Source organism: Emticicia soli (assembly GCF_037860775.1).
Lineage (GTDB): Bacteria > Bacteroidota > Bacteroidia > Cytophagales > Spirosomataceae > Emticicia > Emticicia soli.
Genome location: NZ_JBBEWC010000003.1, coordinates 115,758 through 134,281, shown reverse-complemented (window position 1 = coordinate 134,281; position 18,524 = coordinate 115,758). Strand labels below are relative to the sequence as shown.

The window sequence follows — 18,524 nt, the reverse complement described above, 5'->3', positions numbered from 1 at the left end:
TATAAGCCCCATTTACACATTCAATATTTTTTCCCTACAAGGGGTTTTATGGAATATCAAATTTATACATTACCCAATGGCATTCGCATTGCGCACCGTCAGGTGCCTTATACACAAATAGTGCACTGCGGACTAATGCTCGACATGGGTAGCCGTGATGAAAAACCTGATCAGGTAGGTTTAGCCCACTTCTGGGAACACATGGCTTTCAAAGGTACAAAAAAGCGTAAATCTTATCATATAATTAATAGATTAGAATCAGTAGGTGGCGAATTAAACGCCTATACTACCAAAGAGAAAATCTGTTTTTACGCATCAGTTTTAGACAATCATTTCGAAAAATCGGTTGAATTACTGGCTGATATTACCTTTCATTCTATTTTCCCTGAAAACCAGATTGAAAAAGAAAGAGGTGTGATTCTTGAGGAGATGTCGATGTATCAGGATGCACCAGAAGATGCTATTCAAGACGATTTCGACACTATTCTGTTTGCTAATCACCAATTAGGGGCTAATATTCTAGGCACGCAAGAAAGCGTAAAATCTTTTACACGTAATAGTTTACAGGAGTTTATCACCGAAAACATGGATACCGAAAAAATCGTGTTTTCTATTGTTGGTAATATTCCGTTTAAGCGTGCCATTCATATAGCCGAAAAGTATTTGAAAGATATCCCGGCACGCAAAACCGACGTAAAACGTACGCCTCCGCAAAGCTATTTACCCCAAAGGGTAAGTATTACCAAAACCATCACGCAAGCGCATTGTGCCATTGGTCGCCCAGCTTATGCTCTTAAAGACGAGCGTCGTTTGCCATTCTTTATGTTGGTTAATCTGTTTGGTGGCCCGGGCATGAACTCACGCCTCAATATGACTCTGCGAGAAAAATATGGTTTAGTTTATAGCATTGATGCCACTTACTCGCCCTATGTTGACACTGGTTTTCTGGGTATTTACTTTGCTACCGATAAGGCCAATCTCGACAAAGCCAATGCACTTATTGTGAAAGAAATGCAATTGTTGAAAGATAAACCGCTGGGCAAACTGCAATTGCACACGGCTAAGGAACAATTGATGGGCCAATTGGCTATGGCTGAAGAAAGCAACCAGAGCTATATGCTCATGATGGCCAAGAGTATATTAGATGTAGGCCGTGTAGAGTCATTAGAAAGTATATTTACTGAAATAAAGAAGATAGAAGCCGACGAACTGCAAAACATTACACAGGAAATGTTTGACGAAAACCAGTTGAGCTACCTTACTTTTATACCCGAATAAAAACATACCAAGAAAGAATTAGACTTTTTAAAGCATTTACTTTAAGCGGGGTGAGCCTTTCATGGACTTTTTTTATTTTTGATTTCTCTTGAAACCCTTGGTGCGATGAAGAATATATATTTTACTGCCGGTCCAGCTGAATTATATCCCAAATTTGAGGAATTTCTTAAACAAGCTGTTGATGAACAAATAGGCTCTATTTCACATAGAAGCGGACAATTCAGAAAAATTTACCAACATTGTGCCGAAAACCTTCGAACGTTGATGCGGATTCCTGAAACTTCGGGAATTTTCTTCACAGGGTCAGCCTCTGAAGTATGGGAACGTATTTTACTTAATATGGTAGAACACGAAAGTTTCCACCTGGTAAATGGTTCTTTCTCTGAAAAATTCTATAAATATGCCGGAAGCCTCAATAAGTTTGCCCATAAGCAAGAAAAACCTATTGGCGAAGGCTTTAGCTATGCCGAAGTAGAAGTACCCGAATATGCTGAGTTAATTTGTACAACCCAAAACGAAACCAGTAGTGGTGTACAAATGCGTGAGGCTGATATTCATAAACTAAAACGCAGCAACCAGAAAAAATTCGTGGCAGTTGATATGGTTTCGTCGGCTCCTATTCCAGAACTTGATTTAGATTTAATAGATACGGCTTTCTTTTCAGTACAAAAGGCTTTTGGTTTGCCTGCAGGTTTGGGGGTATGGATTGCCAATGAGAAGTGTCTTGATAAAGCCAAAAAACTGGCAAAACAAGATGGCTTGCATATAGGTGCACATCATACATTGCCTACACTCTGGAAAAACTTTGAGACCTTTGAAACACCTGCAACGCCAAACGTACTTGGTATTTATCTCTTAGGCAAAGTAGCCGAAGACATGAACAAAACAGGTATTGAAAACATAAGAAAAGAGACCGACGAAAAAGCCCGTAAAATATATAAGTATCTTGAAAGTAGCAGCCTTTGTAGCATAGCTGTTGCAAATCCTGAGCACCGTTCAAGAACTGTAATAGTGGCCAATACTACCAAGCCATCAAAAGTTATTATTGATGCGCTAAAAGAGAAAAATATGATTTTGGGTGCAGGTTACGGCCCAAACAAAGATTCTCAAATCAGAATCTCAAACTTCCCTTCAAATACGCCTGAGCAAATAGATATTTTATTGAAGGAGTTGAAAAATTTGGAGTAATAATACTTGTCTCGAACTTTGATTTACCTGATTTAGTGATTTACCTGACTTGTATACTGAATCACTTTAATCAAATCAATCAGGTAAATCAAAGTTCAGACTAATTTCTTCAACCCATTCGGATACATAATTGTCAGTATCACCACTATCAGCAGTACATTAAATTCTACTCCGTTTCTGCCCCCTCCTACTACAAACCAGCCATCTTTCAGGTGAACCATGAAGATGCCGGCAATCAGAATAATTATTGTAACAATACCAGCCCATTTCACGTATTTTTCGAACAGGAAACAAATGGCAGCCGCTATATGAGAAATCTTAATAGCCCAGGCTAACACAAGCCCAACAGGCGCAAATCCTACCTGATTAAGATACAAATTCCCAAAATCGTTGATACCATTATTAAATATCCCCGGAATACTGTGCATAAACAGTATAACTACTACTGTTATACGCAAGAGGAAAGTACTGTTGAGTTTCATTGAGAGGCTGTTTAGGTTTTACCAAATATAATAAAAAACAGGCGTACAACAAGTTGTATTAAGCTGTTGTATGCCTGCCATAAACAATATCTTTTAGGGTTTATCTCTCGCTACTACTCTTCAAATCATCATTTGATGCTGACTTGCGGTTGACTTGCTTACCTTGTCCACCGAATTTCCACACTAAGGTTAGTTTCACAGCACGGTTATAATAACGGGTAACGTTGTCAGACGTGAAACCTGAGGCAACAATCACACGGCTACGGCTCATTGTATTACTGAAAGGGTTGACTGTTGAAAGACCCGCCGTAATTTTGCTCTTTGGCCATTCTTTCTTCAAAGCAAAACTATAATAAAACCAGTCAGTTTCGTGGCCTTGTAAGGTTACAGCTTGTGAATCATAATCACCAAAGGCTTGTAGGGTATAATTATTTCTTAGTTTAAAGGTAGTATTAACATTTATTCCACCTCCCCAGCCTTTGCGTTCAATGTTAAGTGCCTGACTTTTAAAGTCCATATAACCTAGTCGGGCATTACTTTCAAGTACAATTCCCTTTGTTAAGCTGAAAGATGTAGACAGGTTAACACCATACTGGTGATTAGAGGCAAGGTTTTGCTTGGTCGACAATGATACCCCTTCGCTGTTTACCTGTATAATGTTTTCTATCGAATTATTGGTTTGCTTACCATATAATGAAGTATTGAAGAAGAAACCTGCTTCGGTAGATAAAGTGTGTGATAGTTCAACCTGATGCGAAGCCTCCGGTCTTAAATCAGGATTCCCCGATTCAAGGTTACGTGAATCACGGGCATCTATATTTGGATTCAAATCGATAATTGATGGGCGAGAAATACGTTGTGTATATCTTAGGTTGAAGCTATTGGCTTCGTTAAGGGTTTTGGTAAGTGTTGCGCTAGGCACAAAATTACGGAAGTTGTTTTTGAATGGTTGAAACTGCGTTTTGAAACGGCCTTCAATCAATGTTTCTTCCAGCCTTACACCTACCTGCAAAAACCATTTATTGGGTAAGTTAAACTTTGTTTGCACGTATCCGGCAAAAATATCTTGTCCGTAATCAAAAACATTGGTTCTACTGCTAACAGGCACTAAAACCGATGGTTGATTATCGGCACTTGCCAGTGTGGTATAGTCGCTCGACACATCTCTTAATATAGCTTTTGCTCCTATTTCAAGCTGATTTTTACCATCTTTTGAAATAGGATGTGTATAATCTATCTGAAGTGTCGATTCTTTCGAACGCATGTGGTTGTTGTTCTGCTCACGGTACAATATTACGCCTTCGGTGTTTCGGTGCCATGTATCATAGTCAAAATCGTCTTTTAGGTTATCTTCATACAAGGCAATTACAAATAGCTCCTGCCCCACTCTTCTGAATTTTTTCGAATACCCAAGACTTAAAAAATAGCCCTGATTTGCAGCATTGTTAGTAATTGTCTGTTGTTCAAACTGCTGTACAACAGCCCCCGACTGCAAAGTTGTATTGTTTTGTCTTCTATCAGAAGGCCAATTACCCAACCAACCTGTAGCCGATAAACTGATAAGCGTACTAGAGTCAGCCTGATAATCGACCGAAATCTCTGACATACCATGAGGCATTACGTTGTTCATAAATGCCTGCTGCTGCAATTGATAAGGTTCGCCATTATCTGTAAAAGACGACCGCAACAAATTTGTCTCTCTTTTTTGCTGCAAGCGGTGTGCATGGGCAAAGAAATTAACATTCCACTTACCTTTCGAAAAAGCCAGGCGTGGGTTAAATGCCTGCTCCCAGTTAGAGGCTACTATTTCAAGTGCTCCATTGAGGCTATCGGTACCTTTTTTGGTAATGATGTTAATAACACCTGCTGCGCCTTCGGCATCATAACGAGACGACGGGCTCGTGATAACCTCAACCGACTTAATCATATCGGCCGGAATCATATTCAGGGCATCGGCAGGGCTACGTGCCATCTGGCCAGAGTATTTGCCATTGATTAATATTTTCAGATTGCTGCTCCCACGCATACTTACGTTACCATCGGCATCAACTTTCAATACTGGTGTTTTACGTAATACATCGGCAGCGGTTCCGCCAAGGTTGGTTACATCTCTTTCAGCATGGTAGACCAACATTCCTGATTTTTGTTCTACCAATTGTCTTGTACCTACTACAACCACATCGGCCAATTGTTGCACATTAGACGTAAGCACAATAAGCGGAATATTTATAACAGGGGCTTGGTCATCAATTGTAACAGAGATTGTTTTCGGATGATAACCGACCAGTATCAACTCTAATTTATAATCTCCTTTTTTGTTGAGGCCTAGCTCAAAAAAGCCTTTATCGTTGGTATAGGTAGCGCCTGCGCTTTTGGTGGTTGATACATCAAGCAGATTGACAGTTACAAACTCTACAGGCTTTTTATCAAGCGAATCGGCGATAATGCCCTTAATCTGATACTTACCCACAGGCTGGTTTTGCGCCTGAGTAACTTGCCGACACACAATAAAACAAATGAAGAAAAATGTATATCTGAGAATAGTTTTTAATTGCATAAAAGTGGATGGTAGGTTATGTGTTTGTTGTACAAAGGTTATTAACGAAGCGCAAAGGTAAGGATGAAAAGCGATAAAGTCGAAGCTTATTTAGAATTATTTTAAATAAGGAAGATTTAACACCTACCTCTGCAAAGGCGTTTGAATAATTCATTAGAGATAACTGCCAATAACTCCACTAAATAAAATATATTTGACAAATAATACCTACTCTAACAAATTAATGGAAGTCAACAACAACAAGTATAGCGTATCTGAACTGATTCAATATCTTTTTATAAATCCTAAAGCAGCTTTCCAAGATATAATCTTATGGAATAGAGCCGAAGTAGTTCATATTACATTCTTTCTTGTCAGTATAGAAAAAGCTTTTGAAAGAGCTGAATTAAATAGTTTTGGAGATAGAGAAACCTTGCAAAGTATTATTATATCAGCCATCCTAATAGGAGGAATCTCAGGTTATGTATTTATGCATCTTTATTCCTTTGCTATTGATTTCTCTGGAAAATGGATTGATGGCAAAGCAAGAAAGAAAGAGATAAGAAACGTGGTTGCGTGGGCGAGTATCCCAAGTATTTTTTTAATAATTGTCTTTCTATTAAGAATCATTGCCTTTAGTGACAACGTTTTTAGAAGTGAATCTACCTATGAAGACAATGAGTTTTCTGAGTATTTAGGCTATTTCTTTGCAATTATTCAGATTGTTCTGAGTTTTATTTCATTAAGACTGTTAATTATAGGTATTTCTATTGCGCAGCAGTTTTCTGTAGGTAAGGCCATACTCAATATAGTATTAGCTATTTTACTTCTAGTAATTCCTTTAGTTTTACTGGTGATGGGTTTTTATTTATTGAAGGGAAATACGGCTTGATATATCCTTTAACCTAATTACTATTCTACTGATTGTATTCTAAAAACCACTATTTTTGAATAGATTATTTTCAACCTATTACTAAAAAACTCAACTCATGGTTCAGAATAAAGCAAAAAACATAGACGAGTACATTGGTAGTTTTCCGGAAGACGTTCAGAAAATTCTGGATAAAGTACGGGCTACTATTCAGGCGGCTGCGCCTGAGGCAAAAGAAGATATAAAATATGCCATGCCTGCTTATATACTAAACGGTAATCTGGTATATTTTGCGGCATTCAAAAACCATATTGGGTTTTATGCTACACCAACAGGTAACGATGGCTTTACAGAAGAACTTGCACCTTATAAAACACGGAAAGGCTCTATTCAATTTCAATTAAATGAGCCTATACCTTACGAACTTATACGAAAAATTGTATTGTTCAGAGTAGAAGAAAACCTAAAAAAGGCCAAAGTCAAATCTACCAAGAAGAAACCAGCCTGATTTATTGATTGATAAAAGGATTCGTGCGACGCTCCAAACCAATGGTGGTTGGGTCGTTGTGGCCTGCATATACTTTATAATCGTCGTCTAGTGTCATGAATTTGGTTTTGATACTGTTCATGAGGTCGGTATAGCTACAAAGCGGGAAATCAGTTCGCCCAACACTGCCTCTAAAAAGCACATCGCCACCAATCACAAACTTTTGTGCATGGTTAACAAAAGCCAGGTGACCAGGGGCATGACCGGGCACAAACAGAATCTCTAATTCAGAATTACCGAACTTGATAACATCTCCTTCATCAATAAAACCGTCGGCTTCAACAGGCTCATAACCTTTAACACCCCACATTTGGCATCGACTCTCCACATTATCCAGCACCGGAATTTCGTTTTTGTGCATAAGCATCTTTACGCCAAATTTGCGTTTCACAAAAGCACTACCAAAAACGTGGTCGAGGTGCGTATGGGTTTGCAACAGATGCTTTACCGTCAGTTGGTTATCGGCAACGAAATCGGCGAGTTCTTCTTTCTCATATTGAGCCAGACAACCCGGGTCAATAATAACGGCCTCTTTGGTTTCGTCCCACAAAATGTAGGTATTTTCTGCAAAAGGCGAAAATGTAAAATAATGGATATGGATCATAAGTTATCAGAAATTCAATACCCAAAGGTAGGAAGATTTTGGGTGTAATTTCAGAATAAGAGAAAGGCTTTTTGATACAATGCTGAGATTGATTCTAAGATTTTACTTCATCTTAGCTTTATAACATCATGCTCAAATATTATTTTAATCATCCTCATTAACCACACCTATTTTTCTACGATACAAAATAGTATCCTGAATTTTTATGATAAAATAAACCAGATATATGGCTACCAGATTTACTTCTACTTTTGCGAGGTCTTTGCTACTATTTATAAAAAACTCAAGCTTGGTTATTGAAAAATTAAAAATAAAATTGGCGTCATCTTTTAAGTCAATTCCCAGCGATAGCATTATTCCCGCAACGTATTTAAAACCAAATCCACCAAAACCAAAGCCTATTATCTGTAAGATTTGATTGATTTTTGAAAGCGTAAGTCCTGCTTCAGTTCGTTTCTCAAGCAATAGCCATCCGGCACAAATAGATAAAGCAAAGAAAACAGCCATCATTAAGAAAAGGATACTATTCAAACCTTGCACCGGCAATGTGCTCACTAAAAGCCAGACCAAAAAAATAATTCCGATAGCTCCGCCAACTATCTGGTAATACGCCAGAAAGTTTATTTTAGCCTTGAGTTTATATTTTTCTTGCATGGTGTTATATGTGTGTATGTATAGTACATACTGATTCAGACGCTAATTGTTTTGTTAGCATCACAATTTAAATTGTTATCTGCTAATTGTTCATCATTAAAATATATTTGCCATTCTACGTTTTAAATACAAAGACGCCCCTCTTCTATAAAAATGGGCGTCTTTACTAAAACTCTTTATAAATATTAACTACCTAAATCTCTTCTTTTTATTCTTCACCGCTCCTACTGGTTCATTTCCCTGTATTTTCTTTTTAGGGCTAGCCAATAAACGGTCGGCCAAATCGGCACGGTTGAGTTTGTGCAGTCGGCTGCGAATCCAGTTTTTAAACTCGGGTTTATACCAGAAAAAGAAACGGTTTTGTGCCAGTTTTTCCTCACGGGTTTTAGCCGTTTTAATTGGCTGCAAAGTATAAGGATGTACGCCCGAATAATAGATAACCTCAGCTACTGTCATAGGCGTTGGCGTAAAGTCCTGCACCTGCTCTAGCTGAAAACCTAAGTCTTTGGTTTCAGCAGCCAGATTAGCCATGTCGGCCTCTTCACAACCCGGGTGAGACGAAATGAAATAAGGAATCAGCGGTTGCTTTAGCTCGTGCTTATCCTGTATTTTATCATATTTCTGCTTGAATTTCTTGAAATACTTAAACGATGGCTTACGCATCACACGTAGGGTATCGTCAGAGGTATGCTCAGGGGCAACTTTCAAGCGGCCTGATACATGGCGTGTAACCAATTGCTCCATGTACTCGTCGTGGTTACCATCCTGATTATTTTTATTGAAATCGTCTACCAATAAATCGTAGCGAATACCCGAACCCACAAAAGCCTTTTTCACTTCGGGGTGTGCATCTACTTTCTGATATATTTTGGTTAAAGGTTTATGTGATGTATCAAGGTTAGAACAAATAACCGGATGAATACAGCTCGGTGCCTGACAACGGGCACAGATAGACTCATCTTTACCCTTCATGCGATACATATTGGCCGATGGCCCACCCAAATCAGAAATGTAACCTTTAAACTCAGGGTGTTGCACAATTTCGTTTACCTCTTTCATGATAGACTCTTCGCTTCTTGAAGCAATGAATTTACCCTGGTGCGCCGAAATAGTACAGAAACTACAACCTCCAAAACAACCCCGATGCATGTTTATCGAGAACTTAATCATTTCATAGGCTGGAATCGGGCCACGTTTTTTGTATTTGGGGTGAGGTAAGCGGGTATAAGGCAAATCGAATGATTGGTCGATTTCCTTTTCGTCCATAATCTTAAATGGCGGGTTAATCACCAAGGTATCGCTTCCTATTTTCTGAATGATACGATTCGCCTGCCATTTGTTCGATTCTACTTCTACTATCTTGAAATTAGAAGCGTATTTGAGTTTATCTTTCAGACACACCTCATGGCTTGCCAGCTCAACTGTGTTCCAGCCTCTATCATCAGGCAAAGCCTCAGAGCTATCTTGCATGTAAGCCACCTGATTCACATTTTTAATGGTATTAAGCGGCACACCTTTCTTCACCAATTTCAATATCTCTCGCAATGGTTGCTCACCCATACCGTAAACCAACAAGTCAGCACCCGAATCAGCCAGAATCGAAGGCATTAGCTGGTCTTTCCAATAATCGTAGTGCGTTACCCGTCTTAACGATGCTTCAATACCACCAATCAGAACAGGTACATCCGGGTAAAGTTCTTTTAATATTTTGGTATAAACTGTAGTTGCGTAGTCAGGTCGGTAACCTGCTTCACCACCCGGCGTGTAAGAATCATTCGAACGCAAGCGTTTGTTGGCAGTATAATGGTTCACCATTGAGTCCATACAACCAGCCGTTACACCAAAGAAGTACTTCGGACGGCCATATTTCTTAAAGTCCCGCAAATCATCTTTCCAGTTTGGCTGGGCAATAATGGCAGTTCTGAAACCCTCGCTTTCTATAATACGCCCAATAACGGCCGTTCCAAAGGCTGGATGGTCAACATAGGCATCGCCTGAAACGAGTACTACATCTACTTCGTCCCAGCCTCTTTTCTCTACTTCTTTCAAAGTAAGAGGCAGCCAATCTGTTATGGGTCTTTCCGGTCTTATAATCATACTACAAAATTAACGGGTTTTTATGAGAAAACTGTCATTATTCCCCTTTTCCGCCATTACTCAACAAAAAAAAGAGTAAAAAAGTCGCATTAGCTTAAAATCAATGGGTTGGTTTAACAATTTGATTAACATATAAACGGCTAAAAGGAATAATTAGCCTCACTTCTTTACCTAAAACAATAAAATCAGTTTTATCAGCTAAATCATAGTTCAAGACAAAATAGCTGAAATTATACTTTTCTAAGCCACATCTTTTCTACTATCACTATCTAAGCAAAGCCTTCCTTTTTATTACAAGCAATTATCAACAAAAATCTATAATTATTACAAGTTTACAAAAACTATCGGTAACGTTTCCGAAAACGAAACCGAGAGACAGTATGTATAAATTACAAAAAATAGACAAAAAAGTCTTTGTTAAATACAAAAATAACCTTAGTTTTCTATTGGATTTGATTTGGAGGTAATGATTCAGGAAAGTGATTTAAGCTAAAGAAAAAGCACTATAATTGTATTTTTTTTAGAATAAATGATTAGCTGAACTATGTATTCAGATTTATCTGCATCGTTCTACCTTAAATCCAGAGTCTGCTATCATGAAACAATTCTACTTATAACAGGACAGTACTCCGTGCTTATGGCTGTATATTAGGCATAAACAATAAAAATACAGCCATACCATTCCTCATTCTATTTAACCATTACAAACAACAATTATGACTACCGAAAAAAACAATAGCATCTCGAGAAGAAAATTCCTTGACTTGGGTAGTAAAGGAGTCTTAGCCGGCAGTACTTTATTAGCAGGTTTCCCGTCTATCGTACCAGCTTCTGTATTTGGCAAAAATGCGCCAAGTAACCGAATCAATGTTGGCGCTATTGGCGTTGGGCGCATTTCGCGCGGGCACGATATGCCGGGTGTATGGAAACATGATACTGCCCAGATTATGGCCGTGTGCGACCTGGACAGCAACCGTGTAGAAGGAGCTCAGAAATTAGTAAATGGCTACTATTCCAAAAAGAACGGAAAAGAGTTTAATGGTGTAAAAGGTTATGGCGATTACAGAGAGCTATTGCTTAATAAAGATATTGACGCCGTTATTGTAAGTACACCCGACCACTGGCATGCGCCTATTGTGATACATGCCGTAGAAGTAGGTAAAGATGTATATGTGCAAAAACCAGCTTCGTTGACGATAGCAGAAGGGAGAATGATGGCCGATGCTGTAAAGAAATCGGGCAGAATATTGCAGATTGGTAGCCAGCAACGCTCAACGTCGCAGTTCAGGTATGCCGTAGAGTTGGTAAGAAACGGAAGAATAGGTAAATTGCAAAAGGTATATGTAGGTTTACCCGGCGATCCATCGGGCAACGAAGAGCCTGAAATGCCAATACCTAAAAACCTGAACTATGATATGTGGCTCGGCACAACACCCGATGTATATTATACCGAAAAACGGGTTCACCCGCAAGTAGGGTTCGACCGCCCAGGTTGGTTGCGTTGTGAGCAGTTTGGGGCAGGCATGATTACAGGCTGGGGCGCACACCACATTGATATTGCGCACTGGGGAATGGATACCGAATACTCGGGACCTACTGAAATATGGGGTAAAGCCGATTTTCCGACCAGTGGTTTATGGAATGTGCACGGCATATTTACTACGCATGCCATGTACGAAAACGGTGTAGAGATGATTATCAGCAATGAGATTCCGAACGGAATAAAGTTTGAGGGAACAGATGGCTGGATTTTTGTTTCTCGTGGTGATGGTGCTGTTACCTCTAGCGACCCGGTAGCCAAACAAAATGCCGCTAAAAAACTAGATGCCAGCGACCCGAAAATTATTACCTCAGAAATCGGCCCGAACGAAATTCACATGACCGTAAGTAACGACCACCACGGCAATTGGCTTGAAAGTATTGCCTCACGCAAAGACCCTATTGCTCCTGCCGAAATCGGACATCGTTCGTGTAGTGCTTGCTTGTTGCATCATGCCGCCATGAAGCTCAACCGAAAACTATACTGGGATCCTAAAACCGAGCGTTTTAAGAACGATAATGAGGCGAACGCACTATTGAGCAGAGAGCAAAGAAGTGCCTATGCCATAAAAGTGAATAAATAACCATATATAATATCTGATGAGAAAAAAACTCGTAGCAACAGTATTCGCCCTAGCACTAGGTATGTTATTGAATAAAGAAGCATCTGCCCAGACCTCAAAAGAAATCAAACTGATTACTCTTGACCCCGGCCATTTTCATGCAGCTTTGGTACAGAAAAATATGTATCCTGAAGTAAGCCCTGAAGTAAGGGTATATGCACCTGTAGGTGCCGACCTTGATTTTCATCTGCAACGAATTAAAGGCTACAACACCCGTACCGATAGCCCTACAAAATGGGACGAACAGGTATATACAGGTAGTGATTATTTTGAAAAAATGCTGGTCGAAAAAGCAGGTAATGTGGTTGTAATTGCTGGTAATAACCGTATAAAAGCCGATTATCTGGAGAAATCAATCAATGCCGGATTTAATGTACTGGCCGACAAACCTATGATTATCAACGAAAAGGATTTTGAGAAACTCAAAAGAACCTTTGCATCGGCGGCTCAGAAGAAGGTTTTGCTTTATGATATAATGACCGAGCGCTACGAAATTTCTACCATGTTGCAGCGAGAGTTTTCAATGTTAGCATCAGCATTCGGAAATCTGGAAAAAGGAACACCCGAAAATCCGGCAGTAACCAAAGAAAGTGTGCATCATTTTTACAAATATGTTTCGGGTAGTGTACTCACCCGCCCTTCGTGGTTTATGGATGTATCTCAACAAGGCGAAGGAATTGTAGATGTAAACACCCACTTGGTAGACCTCATTCAATGGGAGTGTTTTCCTGAGCAAATCATTGATTATAAAAAAGACATCAAGATAAATGATGCCCGCCGCTGGACAACCGATATGACGCTGAGCCAGTTTAAAACTATCACGAAAACGCAGGGTTTTCCTGACTATCTGAAAAAAGACGTAGTGAACGATACTTTATTGAAGGTGTTTTCGAACGGTGAAATCAATTATCAGCTAAAAGGTGTGCATGCAAAGGCTTCTGTTATATGGGCTTATCAGGCACCTGAAGGTGGTGGCGACACCCATTATTCGATTATGAGAGGCACTAAAGCAAATCTGATTATCAGACAAGGCGCAGAACAAAACTATAAACCTACGCTATATATTGAACCTATTAGTAACGACAAAGCCTATGAAACAGGTTTAAACCAAGCCTTGGCAATAGTTCAGAAAAAGTACCCGGGTGTTAGTTTGAAGAAAAACGACAAAGGTTGGGAAGTGGAGATTCCGGAAAAATACAAAGAAGGTCATGAGGCACACTTTGGACGAGTAACCGAAAAATACCTCGAGTTTCTGAAACAAGGCAAATTACCTGCATGGGAAGTACCCAACATGATTGCCAAATATTATACAACTACCCAAGCCTTAAAACTGGCGACCAAAACCCAATAAACAACCTGATTAAACTATGGAAAACAGTAATAACAACCGCCGCAATTTTCTAAAAAATAGCTTGGCAAGCACAGCAGGGCTGGTACTTTCGTCGGGTCTTGTGACAGAAATTGCAGCAAAAACAGCTTCGATAGAAGCACCATATATTTATAAAAATGCTGAACCAAGTATCCGTTTTTCGGTAATAGGGCTTAATCACGGGCATATTTATGGCATGACAGAGGCCATTATTCGTGGTGGTGGCGAGCTGGTAGCAGTATACGCCAAAGAACCCGATTTGATGGCAGGTTATGTAAAAAGATACCCCAACGTAAAACAAGCCAAAAGCGAGCAGGAAATACTGGAAGATAAATCGATACAACTAATATTAAGTGCTGCCATTGCCAGCGAACGTGCCCCAATAGGCATAAAAGCTATGCAACATGGCAAAGATTTTATGGCCGATAAGCCCGGTATTACAAGCCTTGAGCAATTGGCGCAAGTAAGAAAGGTACAGAAAGATACCAAGCGTATTTACTCTATCATGTATAGCGAGCGCTTCGAAAACAGGGCAACTGTAAAAGCAGGAGAATTGATAAAAGAAGGTGCTATCGGCAAGGTTGTACAAACAATTGGCTTAGGGCCACACCGCATGAACACCAAGACCCGCCCCGAGTGGTTTTTCGACCGTAACAAATTTGGTGGTATTATTACAGATATTGCTTCGCACCAGTTCGACCAGTTTTTGTTTTTTACAGGCTCCACTAAAGGCGAAGTTGTAAGCTCGCAGATAGGAAATCTTAACCATCCTGAGTTTCCGTTGTTTGAAGACTTCGGCGATGCGATGGTAAGAGGCAACGGCGGCACAGGGTATATCCGTGTAGATTGGTTTACCCCTGATGGACTAAAAACCTGGGGCGATGGCCGATTGACTATTTTAGGCACTGAAGGTTTTATCGAGATTCGTAAAAATATTGATATTGCTATTAAAGATAGCGGCAACAATTTGTATCTGGTAAATAACAAAGAAACCAAGTACATCGATTGCAGCAAAGACCCTCTACCATTCGGCAGCCAGCTAGTAAGCGACATTGTAAACCGTACCGAAACAGCCATGACACAAGCACACTGCTTTTTGGCAACAGAATTATCTTTGAAAGCGCAGAAATTTGCTAAAAAGCTGGAACCAATGGGATAAGATATTTGCGTTAGCGTTTTGTTACCGTTTAATAGCCATAGCTACTTAGAAATCACTTTAAGTAGCTATGGCTATTATTTTTATCCAAAATGTTAGATAAATTTGTTAAATGTTTCCATTAGAAGTTTTTTTATGCCAAAAATAGACCACGACACCAAGCAAAAAATACTGCTAGCTGCTGAAAAGGTTTTTCACCGGAATGGCTTTAAAGGCACTCGTACTAATCAGATTGCCGAAGAAGCAGGTATTAGCCGCACAATGTTGCATTACTATTTCCGTACCAAAGAATCGCTCTTTAAAGAAGTACTTGAAGGTACAATAGCCATTGTTTTTGTGCACATGAAACGCATGATTGGTCGGCAAACCGATTTAGAAACACTGATAGGGGGTATAGTTGATGTAATAAGCGACTTGTTTGAAGCCAAACCGGGCTTACCGAATTTTGTTATTAATTTGTTTAATGAATCAGAAGAGCTAATCCATTTTCTGGCAGGTTCGCAAGAAGATACTATTCCTGCGCAATTAGATGCCATTCTCAGAAACGAAAAACAAAAAGGTGTGGTAGCTGAAAATGTAAGAGGCGAAGACCTGATTCTGCATATATATAGCTTATGTAGCTTCCCTTATCTTGCCATGAATTATATAAAAGCTAAAGAAAACAGAGACGATGAAGCAATGAAAGCCTTTTTCAGACAACGACGAGACAATATTAAAAGCTTTGTGATTAATGGTATCAGACCTTAATTTTTGACTTACTACCTCTCGGTTATATTTTTTTAATTTGCATTAAACAATTTTGTTGAACAAATTTGTGTAAAATTTTATTACCTTTAAAAATTAGAATTGCATCAGTAGGGGTTTCTATAAAATGTAGGGAAAACTGCTGATTCTGAGAATTTTTGAAATTCAAAAAATAGTCATTTTTGCTTTGAAAACTTACATATCTGTTGATTAAGAAAATAGTTTATGATTCCCTGCTGTTGATTACTCCTTAGAATCTAAAGCATTACTAAGGAAGCATCAAAGGATTCATAACAATAAATTAAAATAAGAAAGAAAGTTTAAAATATTTACAACGTGTAAACACCAGAAAGGCAGTTGCTACTAGCGACTGTCTTTTTTCATAATAAATCATAAGTTTTATGAGTTTCCGGATACAGTTTTGATTACGTTAAATAAGTCCACTTAATAAAAAACGAAAAAAAACTATGAGAATTCAGAAAATCTACTATTTTTGAAAACGGAAACTTAACTTTTGCATCTTATGAAAACATCAGAATACCAAAAAGCGTATCAGAAACTATACAGAGAAAAAAATCGGGAGAAGCTAAATCAGCGCTCACGTGAATATGCCGAAAACCACAGGGAAGAAATGAAAATCTATTGCCGTGAATATAGAAAACGCAATAAAGAGCGCCTTGATGCCTACGAAGTAGAACGCCGGAAACGCAATAAAGAAAGAAAGTTGCAAGCGCAAACGAATGCAACACAAAGTTTATAATTATACAACAGATAATTTATATATATCACTGAAGGCCACTCGGAAAAGTGGCCTTTACTTTTTTTCAAAAACAAAGCATTGCCAAGGCCAAACAAGTAACCGAAAAATAAATAATCCTACAGAATATTGTTTAAATTAAACATTAGGCTTATTATTGTGCCAAACAACCATTGCTATGAGATTTAAACTAACCCTGCGCCCATATACACCGTACCAAAAACTGACACTGAATTATAATCACCCCTTTTCGAGCTGGATATACTCACGTATTAAAGAAGCCGATGCCGAATATGCTACCTTTCTGCATCAAAAAGGATATAAAATGAGCGATTCTACCAAAAATTTCAAACATTTTACGTTCTCAAAGTTTGACATACCGCACAAAGCCAAGCCTATCGAAAAGGGCGAGGATTTTATACTGCTCTCTGACCGACCTATATATATAACCGTTTCTTTTTTTATTGATAAAGCCGCCGAAGATTTTATTGTGGGTCTTTTTAAAAATCAGCGTATCGGGATATACAACAGGAAATATCAGGCCGATTTTCTGATAGAATCGGTAGAATCTCTTTCTGCTCCGCTAGGAAACACTACCCGTTTACAATACAAAGCTGCCTCACCAATGGTAATTGCCGAAAAACGAGCCGATGGCAACGACGATTATCTGCACCCAACCGACCCTCGATTTGCCCGTTATTTTGCGCTTAATCTGCTTAGTAAATATGAATCAGTCTATGGCAAAGGCATAACGATGGACGACTCTACACTTGAAAAACTCATAAATTTCAAACTGACCGACACCAATAAGATGCGGTCTAAACTCATCTCAATCAAGCAAAACCGAGAAGAGGAAACGAAGATAAAAGGCTACGAAAACTTTGTTTTTGAACTAAATGCCCCTTCTAAAATAGTAGAAGTAGGCTTTTACGGTGGTTTCGGCAAGTTTACTTCTTCGGCCGGCATGGGCTATTGTGACATTTTATAAAATAAATTACTGATGAACGTTTTTCATGATAATAGCCACAAGAACAGGCTATTAGGTGTTCTAAAAAATTTACTGGAACAGCCCTCTTACTATACACTTAGTATGTTGGCTGCTAAATATGGCGTGAGCACCGATTCTATTAAACGAGATATAGGAGAGCTACGGGACGCCGATTTTATGATAAAAGTGGCTCATAAAAACAGGTATTTTATTGCCTCTAATAAATCGTTAGAATACCTGCAGGATATTTTGTTTTTTACGGAGTCAGAAAAAGAATTTTTATTAGAAGCCTTGACTAAAGCTGATGCCTCAGATAAACGCTTAGAGAAAATCAGAGCTAAGCTCGAAACCATTTATGATGTATCAAAACTGGGAAGTAGTTTATTCTCAAAGACCTTTCTCAACAAAGCTAATCTGCTTGAACAGGCTAAAAAGCAAAAGCGGGTAGTGCAGTTGGTTAACTATCGCTCAACTATGAGCAGTAAAGTAAGTAACCGATTGGTAGAGCCCTTTAATGTGAGTACCAAAGACGATATTCTTCATGCCTTTGATGTAGAAAAAAAGGTAATACGACACTTCCGAATCTCAAGAATTGAGAAAGTAAAAGTACAAGACCAGCCCTGGCAATACGAAACAAAACACCATTCTGCCGCTACAGACCCATTTAGAATTGTGAGCGACCAACAGGTATTTGTGCATCTGAAACTAAAGACAGGTGCTTTGAACGAACTTATTGAACGCTTCCCTTTAGCTCAGGCATATATACACCCCTGCGCCGAGCAAGATGATTTGTATGATTTTGCGTGCAAAGTGAATGATAAGTTTTTGGGATTAACCAATTTTATTTTGGGTCATTTTGAGTATATAAAGGCTATCATTGAGCCAGAATCATTGATTGAGCATATCAGGAAGAAGAGTGGGGAGATAAAATTTTAGGAGATTTTTAGTGGTGGGGCAGATATTGCCCTAGTAGCCTAAGTATTTTTGGAGAAAGAAAAATGGCTTTGTAAATATGGTACTATTGATTAGACATATATATAATTTTTCTATTCCTTTAATTTACAAAGCCTCTGTAAAAGTGCAGATAAATA

General features: G+C 38.9%; 16 protein-coding genes. 11 read left to right on the top strand and 5 right to left on the bottom strand.

The features are described from left to right. The first annotated feature begins 48 nt into the window (after positions 1-48). Both WAE64_RS04105 and WAE64_RS04100 read left to right on the top strand, forming a co-directional pair. The gene (locus WAE64_RS04105; protein WP_340234906.1) at positions 49-1,278 is read left to right on the top strand and encodes a M16 family metallopeptidase; all 1,230 of its coding nucleotides are present in this window, start codon (positions 49-51) and stop codon (positions 1,276-1,278) included. 105 nt (positions 1,279-1,383) lie between these two features. Beyond that, entirely contained in the window at positions 1,384-2,466 is a 1,083-nt protein-coding gene (locus tag WAE64_RS04100; RefSeq protein ID WP_340234902.1) for an aminotransferase class V-fold PLP-dependent enzyme, read from the top strand. Between the two features lie 95 nt (positions 2,467-2,561). Here WAE64_RS04100 and WAE64_RS04095 read toward each other — a convergent pair whose 3' ends face one another. Both WAE64_RS04095 and WAE64_RS04090 read right to left on the bottom strand, forming a co-directional pair. Next, positions 2,562-2,948, bottom strand: a complete 387-nt coding sequence (locus WAE64_RS04095; protein ID WP_340234896.1) for a DoxX family protein — start codon at positions 2,946-2,948, stop codon at positions 2,562-2,564. A gap of 100 nt (positions 2,949-3,048) precedes the next feature. Beyond that, positions 3,049-5,505 carry a TonB-dependent receptor gene (locus tag WAE64_RS04090; protein WP_340234894.1) on the bottom strand — a complete coding sequence of 819 codons (2,457 nt, stop codon included), beginning with the start codon at positions 5,503-5,505 and terminating at the stop codon, positions 3,049-3,051. A 223-nt stretch (positions 5,506-5,728) separates the two neighbouring features. Between WAE64_RS04090 and WAE64_RS04085 the strand changes: the two genes are divergently transcribed. Together WAE64_RS04085 and WAE64_RS04080 are read left to right on the top strand one after the other, a co-directional pair. Further along, on the top strand, positions 5,729-6,376 hold the full coding sequence (locus WAE64_RS04085) for a YIP1 family protein (RefSeq protein WP_340234892.1): 648 nt from the start codon (positions 5,729-5,731) through the stop codon (positions 6,374-6,376). Between the two features lie 97 nt (positions 6,377-6,473). After that, positions 6,474-6,863, top strand: coding sequence for an iron chaperone (locus WAE64_RS04080; protein ID WP_340234890.1), 390 nt, complete (start codon positions 6,474-6,476; stop codon positions 6,861-6,863). Position 6,864: 1 nt separating this feature from the next. On the opposite strand, the gene WAE64_RS04075 is transcribed toward WAE64_RS04080, so the two are convergent. The 3 genes from WAE64_RS04075 to WAE64_RS04065 form a co-directional block, all read right to left on the bottom strand. Continuing rightward, positions 6,865-7,506, bottom strand: a complete 642-nt coding sequence (locus tag WAE64_RS04075; RefSeq protein WP_340234888.1) for an MBL fold metallo-hydrolase — start codon at positions 7,504-7,506, stop codon at positions 6,865-6,867. 144 nt (positions 7,507-7,650) lie between these two features. Then, entirely contained in the window at positions 7,651-8,160 is a 510-nt protein-coding gene (locus WAE64_RS04070; RefSeq protein ID WP_340234886.1) for a hypothetical protein, read from the bottom strand. 189 nt (positions 8,161-8,349) lie between these two features. Continuing rightward, a complete protein-coding gene (locus tag WAE64_RS04065) occupies positions 8,350-10,257 on the bottom strand; it encodes a YgiQ family radical SAM protein (protein ID WP_340234884.1) in 1,908 nt (635 codons plus the stop codon). 716 nt (positions 10,258-10,973) lie between these two features. Here WAE64_RS04065 and WAE64_RS04060 point away from each other — a divergent pair. The 7 genes from WAE64_RS04060 (at position 10,974) to WAE64_RS04030 (ending at position 18,369) form a co-directional block, all read left to right on the top strand. Then, on the top strand, positions 10,974-12,380 hold the full coding sequence (locus tag WAE64_RS04060) for a Gfo/Idh/MocA family protein (RefSeq protein ID WP_340234882.1): 1,407 nt from the start codon (positions 10,974-10,976) through the stop codon (positions 12,378-12,380). Between the two features lie 16 nt (positions 12,381-12,396). After that, positions 12,397-13,770 carry a putative oxidoreductase C-terminal domain-containing protein gene (locus WAE64_RS04055; RefSeq protein WP_379976931.1) on the top strand — a complete coding sequence of 458 codons (1,374 nt, stop codon included), beginning with the start codon at positions 12,397-12,399 and terminating at the stop codon, positions 13,768-13,770. Between the two features lie 16 nt (positions 13,771-13,786). Further along, positions 13,787-14,947, top strand: a complete 1,161-nt coding sequence (locus tag WAE64_RS04050; protein WP_340234878.1) for a Gfo/Idh/MocA family protein — start codon at positions 13,787-13,789, stop codon at positions 14,945-14,947. A 132-nt stretch (positions 14,948-15,079) separates the two neighbouring features. Then, entirely contained in the window at positions 15,080-15,691 is a 612-nt protein-coding gene (locus WAE64_RS04045; protein ID WP_340234876.1) for a TetR/AcrR family transcriptional regulator, read from the top strand. A gap of 520 nt (positions 15,692-16,211) precedes the next feature. After that, positions 16,212-16,448, top strand: coding sequence for a hypothetical protein (locus tag WAE64_RS04040; protein ID WP_340234874.1), 237 nt, complete (start codon positions 16,212-16,214; stop codon positions 16,446-16,448). A gap of 175 nt (positions 16,449-16,623) precedes the next feature. Beyond that, complete coding sequence (gene cas6 / locus WAE64_RS04035) at positions 16,624-17,433, top strand: CRISPR-associated endoribonuclease Cas6 (RefSeq protein WP_340234872.1); 810 nt, start codon at positions 16,624-16,626, stop codon at positions 17,431-17,433. Between the two features lie 12 nt (positions 17,434-17,445). Continuing rightward, positions 17,446-18,369: a helix-turn-helix transcriptional regulator gene (locus WAE64_RS04030; protein WP_340234870.1), complete on the top strand. Its 924-nt coding sequence runs from the start codon at positions 17,446-17,448 to the stop codon at positions 18,367-18,369. Positions 18,370-18,524 lie beyond the last annotated feature (155 nt).